The 16,481-nt window shown below is 60.9% G+C and carries 18 protein-coding genes and 1 pseudogene; 14 read left to right on the top strand and 5 right to left on the bottom strand.

Annotation, left to right across the window (positions count from 1 at the left end; translation table 11 throughout):
• The first annotated feature begins 32 nt into the window (after nt 1–32).
• The 5 genes from P9272_RS02850 (at nt 33) to P9272_RS02830 (ending at nt 2,174) form a co-directional block, all read left to right on the top strand.
• Entirely contained in the window at nt 33–557 is a 525-nt protein-coding gene (locus P9272_RS02850; protein ID WP_278159219.1) for a PTS sugar transporter subunit IIA, read from the top strand.
• A 170-nt stretch (nt 558–727) separates the two neighbouring features.
• Nucleotides 728–1,192, top strand: a complete 465-nt coding sequence (locus P9272_RS02845) for a group III truncated hemoglobin (protein WP_278158826.1) — start codon at nt 728–730, stop codon at nt 1,190–1,192.
• A 58-nt stretch (nt 1,193–1,250) separates the two neighbouring features.
• Nucleotides 1,251–1,718 (top strand): Rrf2 family transcriptional regulator, encoded by a 468-nt coding sequence (locus P9272_RS02840; RefSeq protein WP_278158824.1) that lies wholly within the window; start codon nt 1,251–1,253, stop codon nt 1,716–1,718.
• Between the two features lie 45 nt (nt 1,719–1,763).
• The gene (locus P9272_RS02835) at nt 1,764–1,907 is read left to right on the top strand and encodes a hypothetical protein (RefSeq protein WP_278158822.1); all 144 of its coding nucleotides are present in this window, start codon (nt 1,764–1,766) and stop codon (nt 1,905–1,907) included.
• 57 nt (nt 1,908–1,964) lie between these two features.
• On the top strand, nt 1,965–2,174 hold the full coding sequence (locus P9272_RS02830) for a DUF2945 domain-containing protein (protein ID WP_278158820.1): 210 nt from the start codon (nt 1,965–1,967) through the stop codon (nt 2,172–2,174).
• Between the two features lie 219 nt (nt 2,175–2,393).
• Here the strand turns inward: P9272_RS02830 and P9272_RS02825 are convergent, their stop codons facing one another.
• A complete protein-coding gene (locus tag P9272_RS02825; RefSeq protein ID WP_278158818.1) occupies nt 2,394–2,600 on the bottom strand; it encodes a hypothetical protein in 207 nt (68 codons plus the stop codon).
• 230 nt (nt 2,601–2,830) lie between these two features.
• Between P9272_RS02825 and P9272_RS02820 the strand changes: the two genes are divergently transcribed.
• From P9272_RS02820 to P9272_RS02810, 3 genes are all read left to right on the top strand, one after another.
• Nucleotides 2,831–3,499, top strand: coding sequence for a uracil-DNA glycosylase family protein (locus P9272_RS02820; RefSeq protein WP_278159217.1), 669 nt, complete (start codon nt 2,831–2,833; stop codon nt 3,497–3,499).
• Nucleotides 3,500–4,297: 798 nt separating this feature from the next.
• The gene (locus tag P9272_RS02815; protein ID WP_278159215.1) at nt 4,298–5,512 is read left to right on the top strand and encodes a M24 family metallopeptidase; all 1,215 of its coding nucleotides are present in this window, start codon (nt 4,298–4,300) and stop codon (nt 5,510–5,512) included.
• A gap of 114 nt (nt 5,513–5,626) precedes the next feature.
• Nucleotides 5,627–6,520, top strand: a complete 894-nt coding sequence (locus tag P9272_RS02810) for a LysR family transcriptional regulator (RefSeq protein WP_278158817.1) — start codon at nt 5,627–5,629, stop codon at nt 6,518–6,520.
• A gap of 131 nt (nt 6,521–6,651) precedes the next feature.
• Here the strand turns inward: P9272_RS02810 and P9272_RS02805 are convergent, their stop codons facing one another.
• From P9272_RS02805 to P9272_RS02790, 4 genes are read right to left on the bottom strand one after another with little or no spacing between them, the layout of a single operon-like run.
• A complete protein-coding gene (locus P9272_RS02805) occupies nt 6,652–7,461 on the bottom strand; it encodes an ABC transporter permease (RefSeq protein WP_278158815.1) in 810 nt (269 codons plus the stop codon).
• 4 nt (nt 7,462–7,465) lie between these two features.
• Nucleotides 7,466–8,698, bottom strand: a complete 1,233-nt coding sequence (locus P9272_RS02800; RefSeq protein WP_278158813.1) for an ABC transporter permease — start codon at nt 8,696–8,698, stop codon at nt 7,466–7,468.
• Nucleotides 8,699–8,701: 3 nt separating this feature from the next.
• On the bottom strand, nt 8,702–9,823 hold the full coding sequence (locus P9272_RS02795) for an ABC transporter ATP-binding protein (protein WP_278158811.1): 1,122 nt from the start codon (nt 9,821–9,823) through the stop codon (nt 8,702–8,704).
• Nucleotides 9,824–9,848: 25 nt separating this feature from the next.
• The gene (locus P9272_RS02790) at nt 9,849–10,901 is read right to left on the bottom strand and encodes an ABC transporter substrate-binding protein (protein WP_278158809.1); all 1,053 of its coding nucleotides are present in this window, start codon (nt 10,899–10,901) and stop codon (nt 9,849–9,851) included.
• 238 nt (nt 10,902–11,139) lie between these two features.
• Between P9272_RS02790 and P9272_RS02785 the strand changes: the two are divergent.
• The 6 genes and pseudogenes from P9272_RS02785 to P9272_RS02760 form a co-directional block, all read left to right on the top strand.
• Nucleotides 11,140–11,220, top strand: a pseudogene (locus P9272_RS02785) (transposase); the annotation flags it as partial.
• 287 nt (nt 11,221–11,507) lie between these two features.
• Nucleotides 11,508–11,996, top strand: coding sequence for a DUF6448 family protein (locus P9272_RS02780; protein WP_278158807.1), 489 nt, complete (start codon nt 11,508–11,510; stop codon nt 11,994–11,996).
• Nucleotides 11,997–12,411: 415 nt separating this feature from the next.
• Nucleotides 12,412–13,515: an efflux RND transporter periplasmic adaptor subunit gene (locus tag P9272_RS02775; RefSeq protein ID WP_278158805.1), complete on the top strand. Its 1,104-nt coding sequence runs from the start codon at nt 12,412–12,414 to the stop codon at nt 13,513–13,515.
• Nucleotides 13,512–14,645 carry an ABC transporter permease gene (locus tag P9272_RS02770; protein ID WP_347404023.1) on the top strand — a complete coding sequence of 378 codons (1,134 nt, stop codon included), beginning with the start codon at nt 13,512–13,514 and terminating at the stop codon, nt 14,643–14,645. The genes P9272_RS02775 and P9272_RS02770 overlap by 4 nt, the downstream gene beginning before the upstream one ends.
• 1 nt (nt 14,646) lies before the next feature.
• Entirely contained in the window at nt 14,647–15,366 is a 720-nt protein-coding gene (locus P9272_RS02765) for an ABC transporter ATP-binding protein (protein WP_278158801.1), read from the top strand.
• A 213-nt stretch (nt 15,367–15,579) separates the two neighbouring features.
• On the top strand, nt 15,580–16,416 hold the full coding sequence (locus P9272_RS02760; protein ID WP_278158800.1) for a universal stress protein: 837 nt from the start codon (nt 15,580–15,582) through the stop codon (nt 16,414–16,416).
• The last annotated feature ends 65 nt before the right edge of the window (nt 16,417–16,481 follow it).

Below are 16,481 nucleotides of genomic sequence, written 5' to 3'. Positions count from 1 at the left end.
GCGACAGCGTTTCGACACTGAGGTTGACCCTGGTGATCTCTCCCATCCTGGAAGAAGAAGACATTTTGCTTGACCTTGTGACAAAGGGAAGACAGTCCGCCTTGTCAAAAATCGGGATCAGGATTGCGCGGAGAAGCGGGCTTGACGAGCAGGTGGTTCTGCAGGGCCTTTTCGACCGCGAGCGTCTTGGTTCGACGGGGATCGGTCGCGGCGTCGCTATCCCTCACGCCCTGCTCGACACGATCGCTTCGCCCCTCGCATCTTTGACGCGCTTGGCCCAGCCCGTCGATTTCGATGGTCCCGACGATGATCCTGTCGATATCATCTACGCTGTGCCGTGGCCGCGCTTCGCGACTTCCGCCTTCCTCCCTGCCCTCTCGCGAACGTGCCGTCTATTTCGGGCATCTGAGGTTCGGGAGCGCATCCGCCGGGCGGCATCAGCCGATGAGGTGCTGGCTATTCTCGAAACCGAGCCTGTCGCGGGATATTCCATCAATTCGCAGACTTCCGCTGTCGGCCTCGGCACTATCGAGCCCAAGAAATACAGCGATGCCTAGTTCCCGCATACGAAACGCGAACGCGCGGCCCGCACCAGCGCTACGGCTTCGGATTCTGCTTCATGGATCATGTCCCATGATAACATAGATTGACGATATATCTTTTATGTGGAATCCGTCGACGAGCGAGCGCGCATGGGTCGCTCGCACCGGAATTCTAGGAGACGCAGATGAGCGAGGATAGTCGAAGCAGGCGAACGGTCGTCGTCGACGGTGTTCCCCTGCCGGACATGCTCGACGAACCAATGATCCGCAGCGTGGTCCACGGTTTCTATGACGAAATTCGCCGCGACGACCTTCTAGGCCCAATTTTCCAGGACCGGATCGATCCCGACGATTGGCCGCGGCATCTGGCGAAGATGTGTGACTTCTGGTCCTCGACGCTGCTGCGGACGCACCGATACGAAGGCCGGCCACTGCCGCCTCACCTGGCTATCGTCGGTCTCGGGGAGGCACATTTCAGGCGTTGGCTGAAGTTGTTTCGATCAACTGTGCGCCGCATTTGCCCGCCTGAGGTTGCGAACCTTTTCATGGATCGCGCGCTGCGCATCGCTCACAGTTTTCGTCTGGCGGTCGCCTTCAGCCGTGGCGAAACCGCGATTGGCATCGACCCTATCGTCGAGCGAGACTTGTGATCCGGCATTCGCTCGTGAGCGGCTCCGACTCCACAGCGATGGACAGGAGGAGGCATTCATGCGGCTGACGAACGTTTCCGATTATGCCTCGCGTATGCTGATGTACACAGCCTCAGCCGGAGGGCGCCTGATCACGATCGAGGAAGCTCCGCGCGCCTTCAATGTATCGAAGACACATCTCAAAGAGGTCGCCAACACCATGACCCGCGGCGGCTATCGGAAGGCAATCCGCGGCCGCTCCGGCGGACTTGTTCTCGGGCGTCGACCCGAGATGATCCGGATCGGCGACGTCGTGCCGCTAACCGAGCCGAATTTCGCGCTGGTTGAATGTTTCGCCACCGGAAACCAGAGCGTGCTAACCGCCTCCTGCAAGCTTTCACGCATGTTTGGCGATGCGATAGTCTCCTTCCAGAGCACCCTTGACCGCTACACGCTGGCCGACATCACGCCGATCCCCGAAGATTTCCTCGGCGCCCCCGACACCACCGCCTCCCATCAGGGCGGCAGGCAACGCCGGATAATATAGCGCCGTTTCGATGCCCGCTGCTTTCCCTCTGAATGGAGACGATCCATGGCTAAACCAACGAAGACCGACAAACAGGTAACAAAGGAGATCGGGTCGGGCATCGACCCTGACAACAGCCTGCTGCCGATGCTGATCGGCGGACTTGTCCTGATAGTCATCGGTGCGATTGTCGTCATGATGTTTGTCTAGCTTTCGTAAAGACGGCCCGAGGATTTGGAGCGGTGCCCCACATGATTGGAGAAGATCATGACGAAATATTCCGTTGGCGACCATGTCAGCTGGAATTCGGAGGCCGGCCGGGTAAGCGGCAAGATCATCAAGGTCCATCACCAGGACTTCGACTACAAGGGGCATCGTCACCATGCGTCGAAGAATGACCCGCAATATGAAATCCTGAGCGACGAGACCGACCACGTCGCCGCGCACAAGGAAAGCGCACTGACAAAGATCGGCTGATGGCTGCGCGATTCACAACCATCGGCCACTCCGCTCGCGACTCAAGGAATTTCTCGACATGCTGCGCGCGGCGCAGGTCGACCTGCTGATTGACGTCCGATTCTTCCCCGGTCTCGCGCGCCAATCCCACCTCCAACATCGACCGACTGCCTGGCGCAACAGATTGGCCATCTATTGCGCCGCTCCGGGCGGACGGCGGCTGAAACGTCGATGAAATTTTCAACGGCTTCTGGCGCGTGCGGAGTTCTGGGCACGGAATTTACCATCGCCTTTAAAGAACTGATCCATTTCGGCGGCGCCCGTCGCCTGACCTTGATATGCTTGGAGACAGTCTGGTGGCGGTGCCAACTCCCCATCATAACCGACTATCTGCTCCAGAGCGGCCACGCCATCGACCATCTGATCGGCCTGGGTCACACCGAACACGCCAAGCACTCCCGCCACTATCCGCTCCCGCCACCCGCTCGGAAATGTCCCCAAGAACATGGATTGCGGCCCAGCGAAACAGAAAGAAGATAGATCGTGCTAGCCGTGTTGAAGCGGATGAAAGCGAAAAGCCAGCTACGCTTACGATCTGTCGCTCAAATATTAGGAGACATGCGATGAATCGGCGTAATCTTTCACAGCACTCGTCTCCACCCCACCCACAGCGAAAGATGCAAGTAAAGAACCACTTCCTCAGCCCCAATGAGATAGCGGACGAGCCGGAACCGTTCTCGACTCTTGTGAGCACCATTCGCGCCTGCAGGATCTGCCGTGACCAGCCTTGTTATGGCTTGCCGCTAGACCACGAGCCACGACCTATCCTTCAAGCATCAGAGACGGCACGCATTTGCATAGCAAGCCAGGCCCCAGGAATCCGGGCGCATGAAAGCGGGCGACCGTTCGACGATCCTTCGGGAGTGAGGCTTAGGCAATGGCTCGGAATGAATGAGGAGGAATTCTACGACCCCTCCATGGTTGCGATTGTTCCCATGAGCTTCTGCTTTCCTGGCCTGAGCCCCAGTGGAGGCGATTTGCCACCCCGCCGGGAGTGCGCGGAGGTTTGGCGGAGAAGGCTGTTTGCACGCCTGCCAACCCTAGCATTGCTGCTAGTTGTCGGCGGATATGCGCATCGATGGCACTTTGGGTCACCATTTGCCGGAAAAGGCGTTAACGAGACAGTACGAGCCTGGCGCCAGATTTATCGAGCCGATCCTTCACTACTCCGGTTACCACTGCCGCACCCATCGTGGCACAACAATAGATGGCTGAAACAGAATCCTTGGTTTGAGAGCGAACTTCTTCCCACGCTAAGGGCCAATATACGTGCCCTGTTCCCCTGATTTCACTTCGTCAGTCAAAGTACCCCCGCGGCGACCTAAAGTAAGAAAACGAACGGGTTTGAGGCTTTGCCTATTGCTAATTCTATGTCGCCGGCACCATGGTCTTCTTGCAATAAGAGGCCGGCGAAACGTCGCGGACCTGTCTATCGCACTGTTTTCAATGGCTCCACAGCCACCACCGTGGCACAAGCTAACATCGATCAGGCGTGTAGATCCTTCGTCGGTTTTGCTCGCATAATGAGGCCCCTCACCGTTAAAGAACCTATGCAATAGATCTCCCGGCATGATGTAAAGGCATAGAGCATATATGCGCCGCTGAATAACAGAATGTCCTCGATCGTTACACGTTGGCCGACATCGCAACGATGCCTCAAGATTTCGTTGGAGGGCCGTCGCTATCCCGAGCTTCGGGCATGGCACGAGGCGGCAGATGAGATCGGCATCTCTGTGCGGTCGGGAACAGAGTCTTTCGCCGCAGACGACCATGGCTAAGCCAGAGAAGAACCATACGCAGATAGCGAGGCTGTTTGGGTCTCATATCGACCCGGACAACGGTCTGTTGCCATTGCTGATCGGCGGCCTCGTCCTGATCGTCATCGGCAACAGACTGTCAAAGCATTTCGGGGAAGTCCAACCCGAGACCTCGCCCTTATTTTCGCGGTAGCGATTAGCAACGGTAATTGGCTGATATCGACTTCTAATTTCCCGTGCCCGAGCCGACTCCCCTATTGTCCGAAGCGACGCTTGATCATCCCTTTTCGAGGTACGGAGGACATAATGAACGTCTATGCCAAGGGCATGCCCAACGAACTGTTGCGGCTGCAGAACATGCACAATGGCCAGAAGGTTGTCCCGACCTTCAGCGCCGCCGAAATGGCGCGCCGCCAGGACGGCTTGCGCAAGATCCTGGCTGAGCTGAGGCTCGACGGCGCCATCCTCACCTCCTACCACAACATCTGCTATTTCTCGGATTTCCTGTATTGCTACTTTGGCCGCCGCTACGCCTTCGTGGTGACGGACAAGAAAGCGGTTTCCATTTCCGCAGGCATCGATGCGGGCCAGCCCTGGCGCCGGACATTCGGCGACAACATCACCTACACCGACTGGCAGCGTGACAATTACTTCCATGCTCTCCAGCAGCAACTACCGGGCGCGAAGCGCCTCGGCATCGAGTTCGATCATGTCAATCTCGACCTCCGCAATTTGCTGCAGGATGCCTTCCCGGGTGTTGAATTCGTCGATATCGGCGCACCGTCCATGTGGCTGCGCACCATCAAATCGACGGAAGAAATCGCGCTGATCAAGGAAGGCGCCCGCACCGCCGATATCGGCGGCGAAGCCATCCGCAACGCCATCCGCGAGGGCGTTCCCGAATATGAGGTGGCGCTGGCGGGCACCCAAACCATGGTTCGTCACATCGCCAAGACCTTCCCCCATGCAGAGTTGATGGACACCTGGGTCTGGTTCCAGTCCGGCGTGAACACGGACGGCGCCCACAATCCGGTGACGTCCCGCAAGGTGGAGAAGGGCGATATTCTTTCGCTGAACTGCTTTCCGATGATCTCCGGCTATTACACCGCGCTGGAACGCACGCTGTTCCTCGATCATGCCAGCGACGAGCACCTGCGCATCTGGGAAATCAACTGCAAGGTGCACCGGCGCGGGCTGGAGCTACTGCGGCCGGGCGCGCGCTGCGGCGACGTGGCGACGGAGCTGAACGACATCTACCGCAGCCATGACCTACTCGGCTACCGATCGTTCGGCTACGGGCACTCCTTCGGCGTGCTGTCGCACTATTACGGTCGCGAGGCCGGCGTCGAGTTGCGCGAGGACATCAATACCGTACTCCAACCCGGCATGGTGGTTTCGATGGAGCCGATGGTGACCCTGCCCGAAGGCATGCCGGGCGCCGGCGGCTATCGCGAGCACGATATCCTGGTCATCACCGAAGACGGCGCCGAGAACATCACGAAATTCCCGTTCGGCCCCGAACACAACATCGTCAAGGCCTGAGGGCGATTCATAGTTCAAGCGGGCCTTGGCGCAAGCCGAGGCCCGCTTGCATTTGTCCGCAAACGGGTGATTCTATGGCGCAACATGCGCTCATAGTTGCGTCAGGGACCATCGATGCGCAGCATTCCCACCGATCTGCTTCGAGCTTTCGTGACCATCATCGACCTGCGCGGCTACACGCGGGCCGGCGAGCAGCTTGGCCGCACGCAACCTGCGATCAGCCTGCAGATGAAGAAACTGCAGGACCTTCTTGGTGTCTCGCTGTTTGCGAAGGAAGGCGGCACGCAGCTGACCGAGCAGGGTGAGCTGGTGGCCGGCTATGCCCGCCAGATCCTCGCGCTCAACGACGAAATGATGCTCAAGCTGTCCAGCCGCGAGAGTGCCGGAAAGCTGAGGCTCGGCATTCCCAACGATTATGCCGACCATTTCCTGCCCAGGCTGATGGCAAGCTTGGCGCGAGACGGCGCCGATCTCACCTTCGATGTGGTCTGCGATATTTCGCACAACCTTCTGGAGGGCATGCGCAAGGGCCAGTACGACATCGTCGTGGCGATGACGCCGGATGGTCCCTCCGAGGGTGCCTTCATGACCTGGAAGGAGCAGTTAACCTGGGTCGATGCGACTGGGCGTGGCGACGGGCTCGCAGGCAGCCAGGAAAAAGGTCCGCTGCGCATCGTCTGCTATCCGGAGGGCTGCCTCTATCGCCGCAACATGCTGACGGCATTGCAGAGGGACGGGCGCAGTTTCGAGATCGTCTACACAAGCCCCAGTCTGTCGGGACTTGAGGCGGCGGTAGGGGCAGGTTTCGGCATGACCGTCCTGGCCCGCCGTATCGTGCCGTCCGCGCTGCGCGTCGTCGAACCGGCGGCGCATCTGCCTCGGTTGGCCGATGTCGTAGTGGGTATTTATGTCAGCGCCGACCGAAAGCGATCGGCCGTCGCGCGGAGCTTCGCGGCGCGCTTTGCCGACATGTTCGTCGCAAGCGATTCCGGCGTGCTCGCCGGCTAAGCCAAGACTTCAAAAGCGCAGTCGGCGCGGTCGCGAACGACCTGGCTCGGCAAGAAAATAGAGCGGCAGTTCAAAGGGCCTCCGGGCCGTCACCCGATCGCGCGAGCCGGTCAGCACAAAGGCAAGGGTGACTACCCTGCGCGGCGACGCGTCAGGACTGCCAAGGCGAAAAACAGGACGATTGACAGCGCCAGAAGCAGCGTGGCGGCAGCCATTATGGTCGGATTGATCTGGTCGCGTATGCCGGAGAACATCTGCACCGGCAGCGTGCGTTGCTCGGCTGCGGTCATGAACAGCGCCACGACCACTTCGTCGAAGGAGGTCGCGAAGGCGAAGATCGCTCCCGATACTACCCCCGGCATGATGTTCGGCAAGGTCACGCGGAAGAACGCCGAAGTCGGCGGCGCGCCGAGGCTCAAAGCGGCTCGCGTCAGGTTTGTGTCGTAGGTCGACAGCGTCGCCGTCACCGTGATGACCACAAAGGGCGTGGCCAGCGCCGTGTGGGCCAGCACCAATCCGGTTCGCGTGTTGGTCAGGCCGAACTGGCCGAAGAACAGGTAGCTGCCGACGGCAACGATCACGATCGGCACGATCATCGGCGAGATCAGCAGCGCCATGACGAGCCGCCGCGCCGGAAAATCGGGGCGTGAAATGCCGAGCGCCGCCAGGGTGCCGAGGGTCGTTGCCAGGATTGTCGTCGCAACGGCCGCCACGGCGCTGTTGAAGATGGCCGTCATCCAGCGCGCGTTGCCGAAGAAGTCCTCGTACCAGCGCAGCGAATATTCCCGCACGGGCAAGGTGAAGAACGGGTCCTTGGAAAATGACAGCGGCACAATGATGAAAAGCGGAGCAACCAGGAACAGGAGGACCGCGACCGTCAGCACGACGACAAGAGTTCGCAATAGGCGCTCGGAAGGAGTTGCGTAGGAAGGCAGCCACATGGCGTCACCCGAGCTTGATCTTGTCGGCGCCGACGAGGCGCAGGAACAACAGGTAGATGGCGAGCGTCACGATCAGCAGGACGACACCGAGGCTGGCGGCCAGGCCCCAGTTGAGGTCGCGGTTGATGTAGACGGAGATGAAGTTCGACACCATCTGGTCGCGCGGGCCGCCGACAAGAGCCGGGGTGATGTAGTAACCAAGCGACAGGATGAACGTCATGAGGCAGCCGGCCACGACGCCTGGCAGCGTCTGCGGAGCATAGACCCGCCAGAAGGCTGACGACGGCCCGGCGCCAAGCGAGCGAGCGGCCCGTAACTGCGTGGTGGGGATCGCGCGCATGACGCTATAGATCGGCAGGATTGTGAAGGGCAGCTGGATGTGCGTCATCGCGGTGACCGTGCCGACCCGGGTGAAGATGAGCTGAAGCTTTTCGCTGGTCAGGTGCAGGCCGAGCAGCATGTCGTTGATGATGCCGTCCGACTGCAGCAGCACCACCCATGCGGTGGTGCGCACCAGCAGCGACGTCCACAGCGGCAGGAGCACCATCAGCATCATGACGCCGGCGATTCTCCGGGGCGCGATGGTCAGCATATAGGCGACGGGATAGCCGAGAAGCAGCGTGAACAACGTCACCAGCCCCGCCACGAACAGCGTGCGCCCCAGCACGTCGAGGAAAACCGCCTGGTCGCCAGGGACACGCGCGATGGAGCCGTCCGGGGCCTGCCTCAGATCGAGCGCAGTCAACAGGTAATACGGCGTAACGGGAGCGCCGTCACGCTTGATGACGGCCCATGTTTCCGGCGAGGCCCACTCCTGTCCAAGCTGGATGAATTTTTCCCTGTACGGTCCGCCATCTGACTTCTCCACCATCCTGGCGGCCGCCAGGACGCGGCTGCGCATGCCGGAAATCTCGTAGTTCAATGTTTTGCCCAGCAGGGCCGCGGTGCTGTTGCCTTTGGCGACCTTCAGATCCTCGGCCAGCGCGGCGTAGACGGGCTCGTCCGGCGCGGATTTGCCGTCCCAGTCCTGCAGCGCTACCAGCGTGCGCGGCAGCACCTCGCGCGTTTCTGGGTTCGCGACCGCCGTGACCAGCAGGTAGAGGATTGGGGCGACGAAGGCCACCGCGAGGAAGACGAGCAGCGGCAGCGCGAGCGAGAGCGCCGATCGCCGCGCCGGCCTGGCCGCCCGGCGCACGGCCATGAAGATGTTGATGCGATCGATGTCCACGTCGGTCATGACTCATGCCTCCAGCAGACGGCAGTCCCAGACGTTGCACTCGAGCGTCACGGCATCGCCCGGCACGAACGGCCCGGCGCGCCGTGCCGGAATGCGCGCGGTTACGAGCTGCCCGCCGAACGCTTCCACCGATAGGCGCATGTGATCGCCAAGGAAGAAGACGTCGCGGACGGTGCCTGTCATGCGGTTGAGGCCGGCATCGGCACCCTTGCCTGCGAGCGCGATGTTTTCCGGGCGGACGGATAGGCTGAATTCCGCGTCGGCTCCGGCGGCTGCGGAGCCGACGGCCCTGAACGTCGAGCCGTCGGCCATGCGCACGATGCCGAGGTTCGCTTCACGCGCCAGCAGGGTGCAGGGTAACGTGTTGTTCTCGCCGATGAAGGACGCGACGAAACGGTTGGCCGGCTCGTTGTACAGCGTTTTTGGATCGGCCAGCTGCTGGATGCGCCCGTCGTGGAAGACGGCGATGCGATCCGACATCGTCAGGGCTTCGGACTGGTCGTGCGTGACATAGACCATGGTGATGCCGAGCGAGCTCTGCAACTGCTTTATCTCGATCTGCATGCGTTCGCGCAGCTGCTTGTCGAGCGCGCCCAGCGGCTCGTCCATCAGCACAAGCGAGGGTTCGAAAACCAGTGCCCGCGCAAGCGCCACACGCTGCTGTTGACCGCCCGATAGTTGCGCCGGGCGACGGTCTCCCAGCGTCTCGAGACTAACGCGCCCAAGCGCCTCGCGGACTTTTGCGGCCGCCGCGGCTCCGGTGATGCCGCGATAGCGCAATGGAAAGGCGACGTTCTCCGCCACGGTCATGTGCGGGAACAAGGCATAGTTCTGGAAGACGAAGCCGATGTTGCGCTTCTCCGGCGGCAGCCGCTCGACCGGCTTGCCGCCGAGCAGGATGCGGCCGAGCGTCGGCCGTTCGAAGCCGCCGAGCATCATCAGCGTGGTGGTTTTGCCGGAGCCCGAAGGCCCCAGCATTGTGAGGAACTCGCCTCGAGCGACGCTCAGATTGAGGTCCTTCACGACGAAGTTGATGCCGTCGTAGGATTTCTTTACTTCCTCGAACCGGACGAGCGCATCGACGGGCCTGTCCTTTGCTAGGGACATCGGCTGGGAAAAGTTCATCGATACTCTCCCGCTCATGCCCGCGTCACTGGGCAAGCCAAGTCGTGAACCGCTTGCGGATTTCGTCGCCGTTATCGGCCCAGAAGGCATTGTCCAGCGTCAGCGACACCGTCAGGTTCTGCGGGCTGGTGGGCAGGTTCTTGGCATCCGCGGGAGCCACGAACTCGGCGGACGATTTCCGCACCGGACCGTAGGGGATGTATTTGGTGATGCCGGCTAGCACCTTCGGCTCGACCGCATACTTGATGAAGGCCAGCGAGGCGTCCGGGTTTTTGGCGCCTTTTGGGATCACCCAGTAGTTGGAATCGAGGATCTGGTTGTCCCATACGATGCGGAAGTCCTTGCCTTCCTTGTTGGCGTTGTAGATGCGGCCGTTCCAGGCGGTGGTCATGACGACTTCGCCCGATGCGAGCAACTGCGGCGCCTGGGCGCCGGCTTCCCACCAGACGATGCTGTCCTTGATCGTGCCGAGCTTGGCGAAGGCGCGGTCTACCCCCTCCGGCGTGGAAAGCGTCGCGTAGACCTTGTCGGCGGGCACGCCGTCGGCAAGGAGGGCGAACTCCAGGTTGGTCGCGGGATTCTTCCACAGGCCGCGCTTGCCGGGGAATTTCTTGGTGTCGAAGAGGTCCTTGATTGTCGAGGGACCATTCGGCAGCTTGGCGCCGTCATAGGCAAGCGTCGTGGCGTAGACGATGGTGCCGACGCCGCATTCGGACGTGGTGCCTGCGATCCAGTCTTCCTTCGGACCGATGGCCGACCAGTCGATCTTTTCGAAGATGCCCTCATCGCAGCCCTGCAGCAGCGTTGGCGCGTCGACATCTACGACATCCACCGTGGTGTTGCCGGACTCGATCATCGCCTTGATCTTGGCGATCTCGCCGCCGTATTCCTGCTCGTCGATCTTGGTGCCCGTGCTCGCCGCATAGGTCTCGAAGACCGCCTTGCGTTGCGCTTCCTGATAGGCGCCGCCGAAGCTCATGACCGAGAGCGCGCCCTGCGCCAATGCCGGCCTGGCGCATAGCGGCGCGAGCGCCAGCAATGACAGTGCAAATATACGTCCTGTTGAATGATGTCCCATCTCCGCCACTCCCATTGCCGGTTGGAGAATGCGGTCTTGTTCGTTTTCCACTGACCTCGACCGCTTCAGGACCGTAATTTGCGGTTCATATGGCGGCAAATAAGTACATCGCATGGTTTCATGAGGAACCGTTATCGGTTGGCTTGAGGACGCGAGAGGGCCGCAGCTCACCGAATACATCTTATTGCATCTTCTGATGCTCGCCATGCAGGCTGTATACCGACGCTAGCTGCAGCAGGCCCAGCGCAACGGCTATCGCGAGCGCGACTGGCAAACGCGAGTCGGCACGGTGGAGCTGCGCATCCCAGGTGGACGAACCCTCCTGAAGCCCGCCGCCGCACGCGGGAAAAGGGTGCAGCCCCCGTCGTAGCGAGCGTATGTGAGTTTCAACCAAGCCAGAAAATGCTCGTATTGGCAAAGAGGATCGACATCGGACCCGTAACAACACGAGCAGATAATCGATGAAGCCGTAAGCCGCACACAATCCGATTGACCCGTGTTCGCCCATGTGAGCGGCGATCTCGATAGGTATTTGAGCCAGATCAAGGGCTAGGTGAAAATTTTGAATACGATACATGGTTCGGGCGAGTCAGAAGGAGAAACATCATGCCTCCTCATTGCAAGACTATGGACGGCCCTGTGGTCACCGCGGCGCGCCAGGCCCTGGAGAAAGAAGACGTAGCGCTCATCCTGCCTTTCGTAAAAGAACAGGCGAGTGCGGTTCTGAACTCAGCATTCGAAAAGACGCTGCGAGATCGCAAAGTTGGGTCGGCGGCGCGCGAAGTGGCAGATCTTTATTTCTTCGAAACCGCGGTGCGCCTGCATCGGGTCGGCGAAGGTGCACCATATACCGGGCTCAAACCTGCCGGCCTCGACGAGGGGCCAGTGATCCCCGTGGCGGAAAAAGCGATCAAGACCGGCTCGCCAGACGAGTTAGTCTGGATGTTGACGGACACACTTGAGCGGGAGGTCCGACATCGTTTTGACCACATGCAGCGTGCCCAAAACTACCGTCCCGAAGATGTCGCAAAGGCGTGCTCGCCTCGAAGTCGGGTATCAGGCCATGAAGTCGGACCCTCACGACGCCGGGCATGAGCACCACCATGGCTGACCAATGTCATTCAGAGAGCGGCGTCAAACAGCAGCGTCCCAGCACGAAGATCTTGATCCGCACGATCGACACGTTGTGCCGAGGCGGAGCGCGGGGATCGTCGACAGTACCTTCGTGCAGAAGGGTTTCACCACCGCATGTGCCGCCCGATGCGCACCCCTTTCAAGACGAGCGACGCCTTGGCGGCCGTCCGGGTGAGAAGGCCCAGGGCCGCCTCCGTAACCTGACGACTATGCGGGAGCGAGCCTGCTGATGAACGATTCCTCTGCAGACGTCGTTGCGGAGAAGGCCTCTGCCTCCGACAAGAGACCAACCAGAGACGCTCGATTTGCTGTGAGGAGCCGATGGCCTGCCGTCAGATTTGCGCTGGTTGCGGCCAGCTTCATTGCGGCGGTCGTTTTGGCCATCTTTCTCTACTCTGACCGTCCAATCACGGTGCAGGTTGCATCGATCGAGAACAACGTGCCGGTTCGCGTTTTCGGCCTCGGGACGGTTGAGGCTCGGATTCGTTCGGAAATCGGATTCGAGGTGGGCGCCACTCTCGATCAGCTCGATGCCGACCAGGGCGATCGCGTGACTGCCGGACAGGTCCTGGCGCGGCTGAGTGCCGGCGAGCAGGAGGCGAAGGTCGAGAAGGCACGGGCGGCGCTTCTGATTGCCGGAGTCAACATCAAGCGGGCGGAAGCCAGCCGCGAAAAGGCGCAAGCGGTTTTTGAACAGAAGGAAGCGACCAACCGGCGCATGCAATCGCTCATGGGCCGCGATGTGGCTTCAAAAGGCACAGCGGAGGAAGCTGCCCGGGACGAGGCGGTGGCAAAGGCTGATGTCACCGTCGCCGAAAGTGAGATCGACAGCGCCAACGCGCAGTTGGTCGACGCGAAAGCCCAGCTCCAGTTTGAGGAGACGATGTTGCGCCATCGCACGCTGGTCGCACCCTATGACGCCGTGATCGTGGAGCGCCACAAGGAGGCCGGCACCGTGGTCAAGCCAGGCGAGCCGGTTTTCACCCTTATCGCGGTCGGCTCCTATTGGGGCTTGGCTTACGTGGACGAAGCACGCGCCGGGTTTGTCCAGGAAGGTGAGCGCGTCGATGCCCGCCTCCGCTCGCGCCCCCAAGATGCCTTTACTGGCAAGGTTGTTCGCATCGGACTCGAGAGCGATCGCGTCACCGAGGAACGCCGCGTCTTCATCAAAGGCGACAACCCGCCGCCGCGCGTCTATCTCGGCGAACAGGCGGAATTCTGGATCACGGTCGCGCAACTGGACGATGCATTGCTTGTCCCCGAGGCTGCGGTGCAGGGCTATGACGGCCGCCAGGGCTGGGTCTGGACTGTCGAGGCCGATCGCCTGCAGCGCCGACTTGTGAAGTTCAGGCACCGCACGGAGGATGCAAGGCTGGAAATTGTCGAAGGCGTGCCTCAGGACGCCCGCGTTGTCGTGCACATCGAGAGCGGGTTCCGGGCGGATCGGCGAGTGCGCGTGACTGAGGCGGACACCAGATGAACCTTGCCGCTCGCGATATCAGGCACAACCTCGGCCGGTTCCTGCTCACCTGTGTCGGCCTCGGCCTCCTCTTGGGGGTCGTCCTAGCAATGATCGGCATTTATCGGGGTCTGATCCTTGAAGCCCTGACAATCACCCGCGCGCCGGCCATCGATCTCTGGGTGGTCGAGGCGAGCACGCGAGGACCGTTTGCGGAGGCCTCCTCCGTTCCCGGCGACACAAGAGAGGCGATCGCCCGCATCGCCGGCGTAGCCGCCGCAGGCAGCGTCACCTACCAGATGGTCGAAACGGAATATCTGGGCAGTAAGCTGCGGCTCTACATCATCGGCTACGAGCCGACACGGCCTGGCGGGCCGCCGGAGATTGTAGAGGGCCGCAGCATCGCGCGCAGTCACTTCGAAATGGTCGCCGACAATTCGACGGGACTCGCGCTCGGAGACCGTATTGCGCTTGGGCGCAGTACATTCACCGTTGTCGGCCTCACCCAACAGCAGGTCAGCTCCGGCGGGGATCCGGCCGTCTATGTTACATTGCCGGACGCGCAGAAACTGCAATTCGATCTTGCGCCGTCCGCTGCCCGGATTCAGCTCGCGCGCGGGAGCGGCGGATCAGGCCGCGATACCGTCAACGCCGTGATCGCGCGACTTCAGCCGAACGCCTCGCCCGACGATGTAGCCAATACTGTACGGCGGTGGAAGCATCTCGCCGCAATCACCCAACAGGAGCAGGAGGACATCCTGACGCATTCGCTCGTCGATCGGGCGCGCCGCCAGATCGGCCTGTTCACGTCCATCCTCCTGATCGTCTCCGCAGTCATCATCGCGCTCATCATCTACACAATGACGATGGAGAAGCTGAAACAGATCGCTACATTGAAGCTTATCGGAGCTCCCGACCGCACCATCATCGGCATGATCGTTCAACAATCGCTGCTGCTTGGAGCCACGGGCTTTGTGATCGGCGCCGTGCTCATCTTCAACGTCAAGGACTATTTCCCACGACGGGTTGTGTTGGAGCCTTTTGGCGTAACGCTGTTGGGCTTGATCGTGTTGGTTGTGTGCGTGCTGTCGAGCGGACTGGGCGTACGCGCCGCACTCAGGGTCGATCCCGCGACTGCGCTGGGCGGATGAGATGGCGGAGTCGGCGCACCGCAGCCCGCTCGTTCGGCTCGAACGCATCTCCAAGCATTTCGGCGAGGGCGAAACGCGGGTCGACGCGCTGCGGGAGGTCTCGCTCGAGGTGTTCCCCCGACAGGTCGTGGGGTTGCTCGGCCCGTCCGGCTCCGGCAAGACCACCCTTCTCAACGTAATCGGCTGTATTCTCGATCCGTCCTCCGGGTCCATGGAACTCGAAGGCGAATTGGTTCTTCGCGACGGCCAATGGCAGCGCCGTAACCTCAGGCGCCTGAGGCTCGACAAGATCGGCTTCATCTTCCAGTTCCACAATCTGCTGCCGTTTCTCGATGCGACGGACAACGTCGCCCTCGTTCCCAAACTCGCCGGCGCCGACATGGCGAGCGCGCGAAAGCGGGCTCTGGAGCTTCTCGACTATCTTGAGATAGGCCATCGCAAGGACGCCATGCCTGCCAAGCTTTCCGGCGGCGAGGCGCAGCGCGTCGCAATCGCCCGCGCCCTGGCCAACAGCCCTCGCATTATTCTCGCGGATGAGCCGACCGCTGCTCTCGATTCCAAGCGCGCCGGGATTGTGATGGACCTGTTGAGAAAGCTCGCCGTAGAGCATGATGCCGCAATCATTGCCGTCACTCACGACGAAAAGATATTCAATCGCTTCGATCATATGTTCGAACTGCGCGACGGCATGTTGAATAGCGAAGCGTTCGGAAGCGCATAGGAATAGAAAAGCGAGGCGGCGGCGACGCAGGCGAATGGCCGCAGCCTTGAATTTACCAGACATCGAAGCGCCGCAGTCATCTGTGTGGTGTTCCGAACGACGGAGAGCCAGATACCCGGTTTTGATGTGCATCAAGGCCGATCAACGCGAGGCTGACACAGCTAACGCGAGAACAGTATTGGCCGCGCTTTCTGCGTAGAAGGAGACCTGACAATGCAACTCCTGGCATCTGTCCTTTTGCCGACCTATCCGGATCCGCCCGGACCAAAAATTGCGTCGAATGCCGTCGCAGTAGCAAGGTGGCTGCGCGCCACCCTTGATGTCGCGATGGTCAATGTGGACATTCCGGATGTCTCGAACGCGTTATCCCGCTTTTCGCTCAATCTCCCCGCCAAGATTCAGGAGGTGGAGGCGGCCAGCCGACAAAAAGGCAAGACCTTGCTGGATGCGGTCGCGGCCGAAGCGTCGCGATGCAATGTCACTTTGACGAGCCAAGAGTTGAAAGCCCAGCCAGCCCTGATGGGAGAGGAGGCCGCCAAAGAAGGCCGTTACTTTGACTTGTGCGTGGTAGGTTGGACACCGAACAACGAAGCCTCCCAGATGACTGCTGAAGAGGTCGTGTTCAGCTCTGGCAGGCCGACTTTGATTGTTCCGGGCGACGAAGATGTCGGCACGCTCGACCATGTAGTGATCGCTTGGGACGGCAGCCGAGTAGCCGCGAGGGCCGTGGCTGATGCCGCGCCGTTCCTGGAGCGGGCATCGGTGATATCGATCATCACCGTGACGGACGAAAAGGTCCTGCCGCGCGAAGATGTTGGCGATCGTCTGGCACGTAGCCTACGGGCACGGGGCCTCACGACCAACGTCGAGTCAATTCACGTCGGCGACCATCCGATCGGCGCTGCACTTCAGGAGCACGCCCTTAGGATCGGCGGCAACCTGCTGGTTATGGGTGGCTGGGGCCATTCCCGACTTCGAGACATTGTGCTCGGCGGGGCGACCGAAGGAATACTGTCGGACCTCCGCCTGCCTGTCTTGATGTCCCACTAAATTTCGCCACGCCGCTTTGCTAAATTTGAGGCCACGCTATAGCGGCCGCTGGCGTTTCGCATCGT

Origin of the sequence: Mesorhizobium sp. WSM4976 (assembly GCF_029625685.1) — a bacterium.
Classification (GTDB): Bacteria; Pseudomonadota; Alphaproteobacteria; order Rhizobiales; family Rhizobiaceae; genus Mesorhizobium.
This window is presented reverse-complemented; position numbering and strand designations above follow the sequence as displayed.

Bases quoted from the DNA above. Each gene is read 5' to 3' on its own strand.
- P9272_RS02845 (WP_278158826.1), top strand. From the start codon at position 728: ATGAGCGAGGATAGTCGAAGCAGGCGAACGGTCGTCGTCGACGGTGTT.
- P9272_RS02840 (WP_278158824.1), top strand. From the start codon at position 1,251: ATGCGGCTGACGAACGTTTCCGATTATGCCTCGCGTATGCTGATGTAC.
- P9272_RS02835 (WP_278158822.1), top strand. From the start codon at position 1,764: ATGGCTAAACCAACGAAGACCGACAAACAGGTAACAAAGGAGATCGGG.
- P9272_RS02830 (WP_278158820.1), top strand. From the start codon at position 1,965: ATGACGAAATATTCCGTTGGCGACCATGTCAGCTGGAATTCGGAGGCC.
- P9272_RS02820 (WP_278159217.1), top strand. From the start codon at position 2,831: ATGCAAGTAAAGAACCACTTCCTCAGCCCCAATGAGATAGCGGACGAG.
- P9272_RS02815 (WP_278159215.1), top strand. From the start codon at position 4,298: ATGCCCAACGAACTGTTGCGGCTGCAGAACATGCACAATGGCCAGAAG.
- P9272_RS02810 (WP_278158817.1), top strand. From the start codon at position 5,627: ATGCGCAGCATTCCCACCGATCTGCTTCGAGCTTTCGTGACCATCATC.
- P9272_RS02805 (WP_278158815.1), bottom strand. From the start codon at position 7,461: ATGTGGCTGCCTTCCTACGCAACTCCTTCCGAGCGCCTATTGCGAACT.
- P9272_RS02800 (WP_278158813.1), bottom strand. From the start codon at position 8,698: ATGACCGACGTGGACATCGATCGCATCAACATCTTCATGGCCGTGCGC.
- P9272_RS02795 (WP_278158811.1), bottom strand. From the start codon at position 9,823: ATGAACTTTTCCCAGCCGATGTCCCTAGCAAAGGACAGGCCCGTCGAT.
- P9272_RS02790 (WP_278158809.1), bottom strand. From the start codon at position 10,901: ATGGGACATCATTCAACAGGACGTATATTTGCACTGTCATTGCTGGCG.
- P9272_RS02780 (WP_278158807.1), top strand. From the start codon at position 11,508: ATGCCTCCTCATTGCAAGACTATGGACGGCCCTGTGGTCACCGCGGCG.
- P9272_RS02770 (WP_347404023.1), top strand. From the start codon at position 13,512: ATGAACCTTGCCGCTCGCGATATCAGGCACAACCTCGGCCGGTTCCTG.
- P9272_RS02765 (WP_278158801.1), top strand. From the start codon at position 14,647: ATGGCGGAGTCGGCGCACCGCAGCCCGCTCGTTCGGCTCGAACGCATC.
- P9272_RS02760 (WP_278158800.1), top strand. From the start codon at position 15,580: ATGCAACTCCTGGCATCTGTCCTTTTGCCGACCTATCCGGATCCGCCC.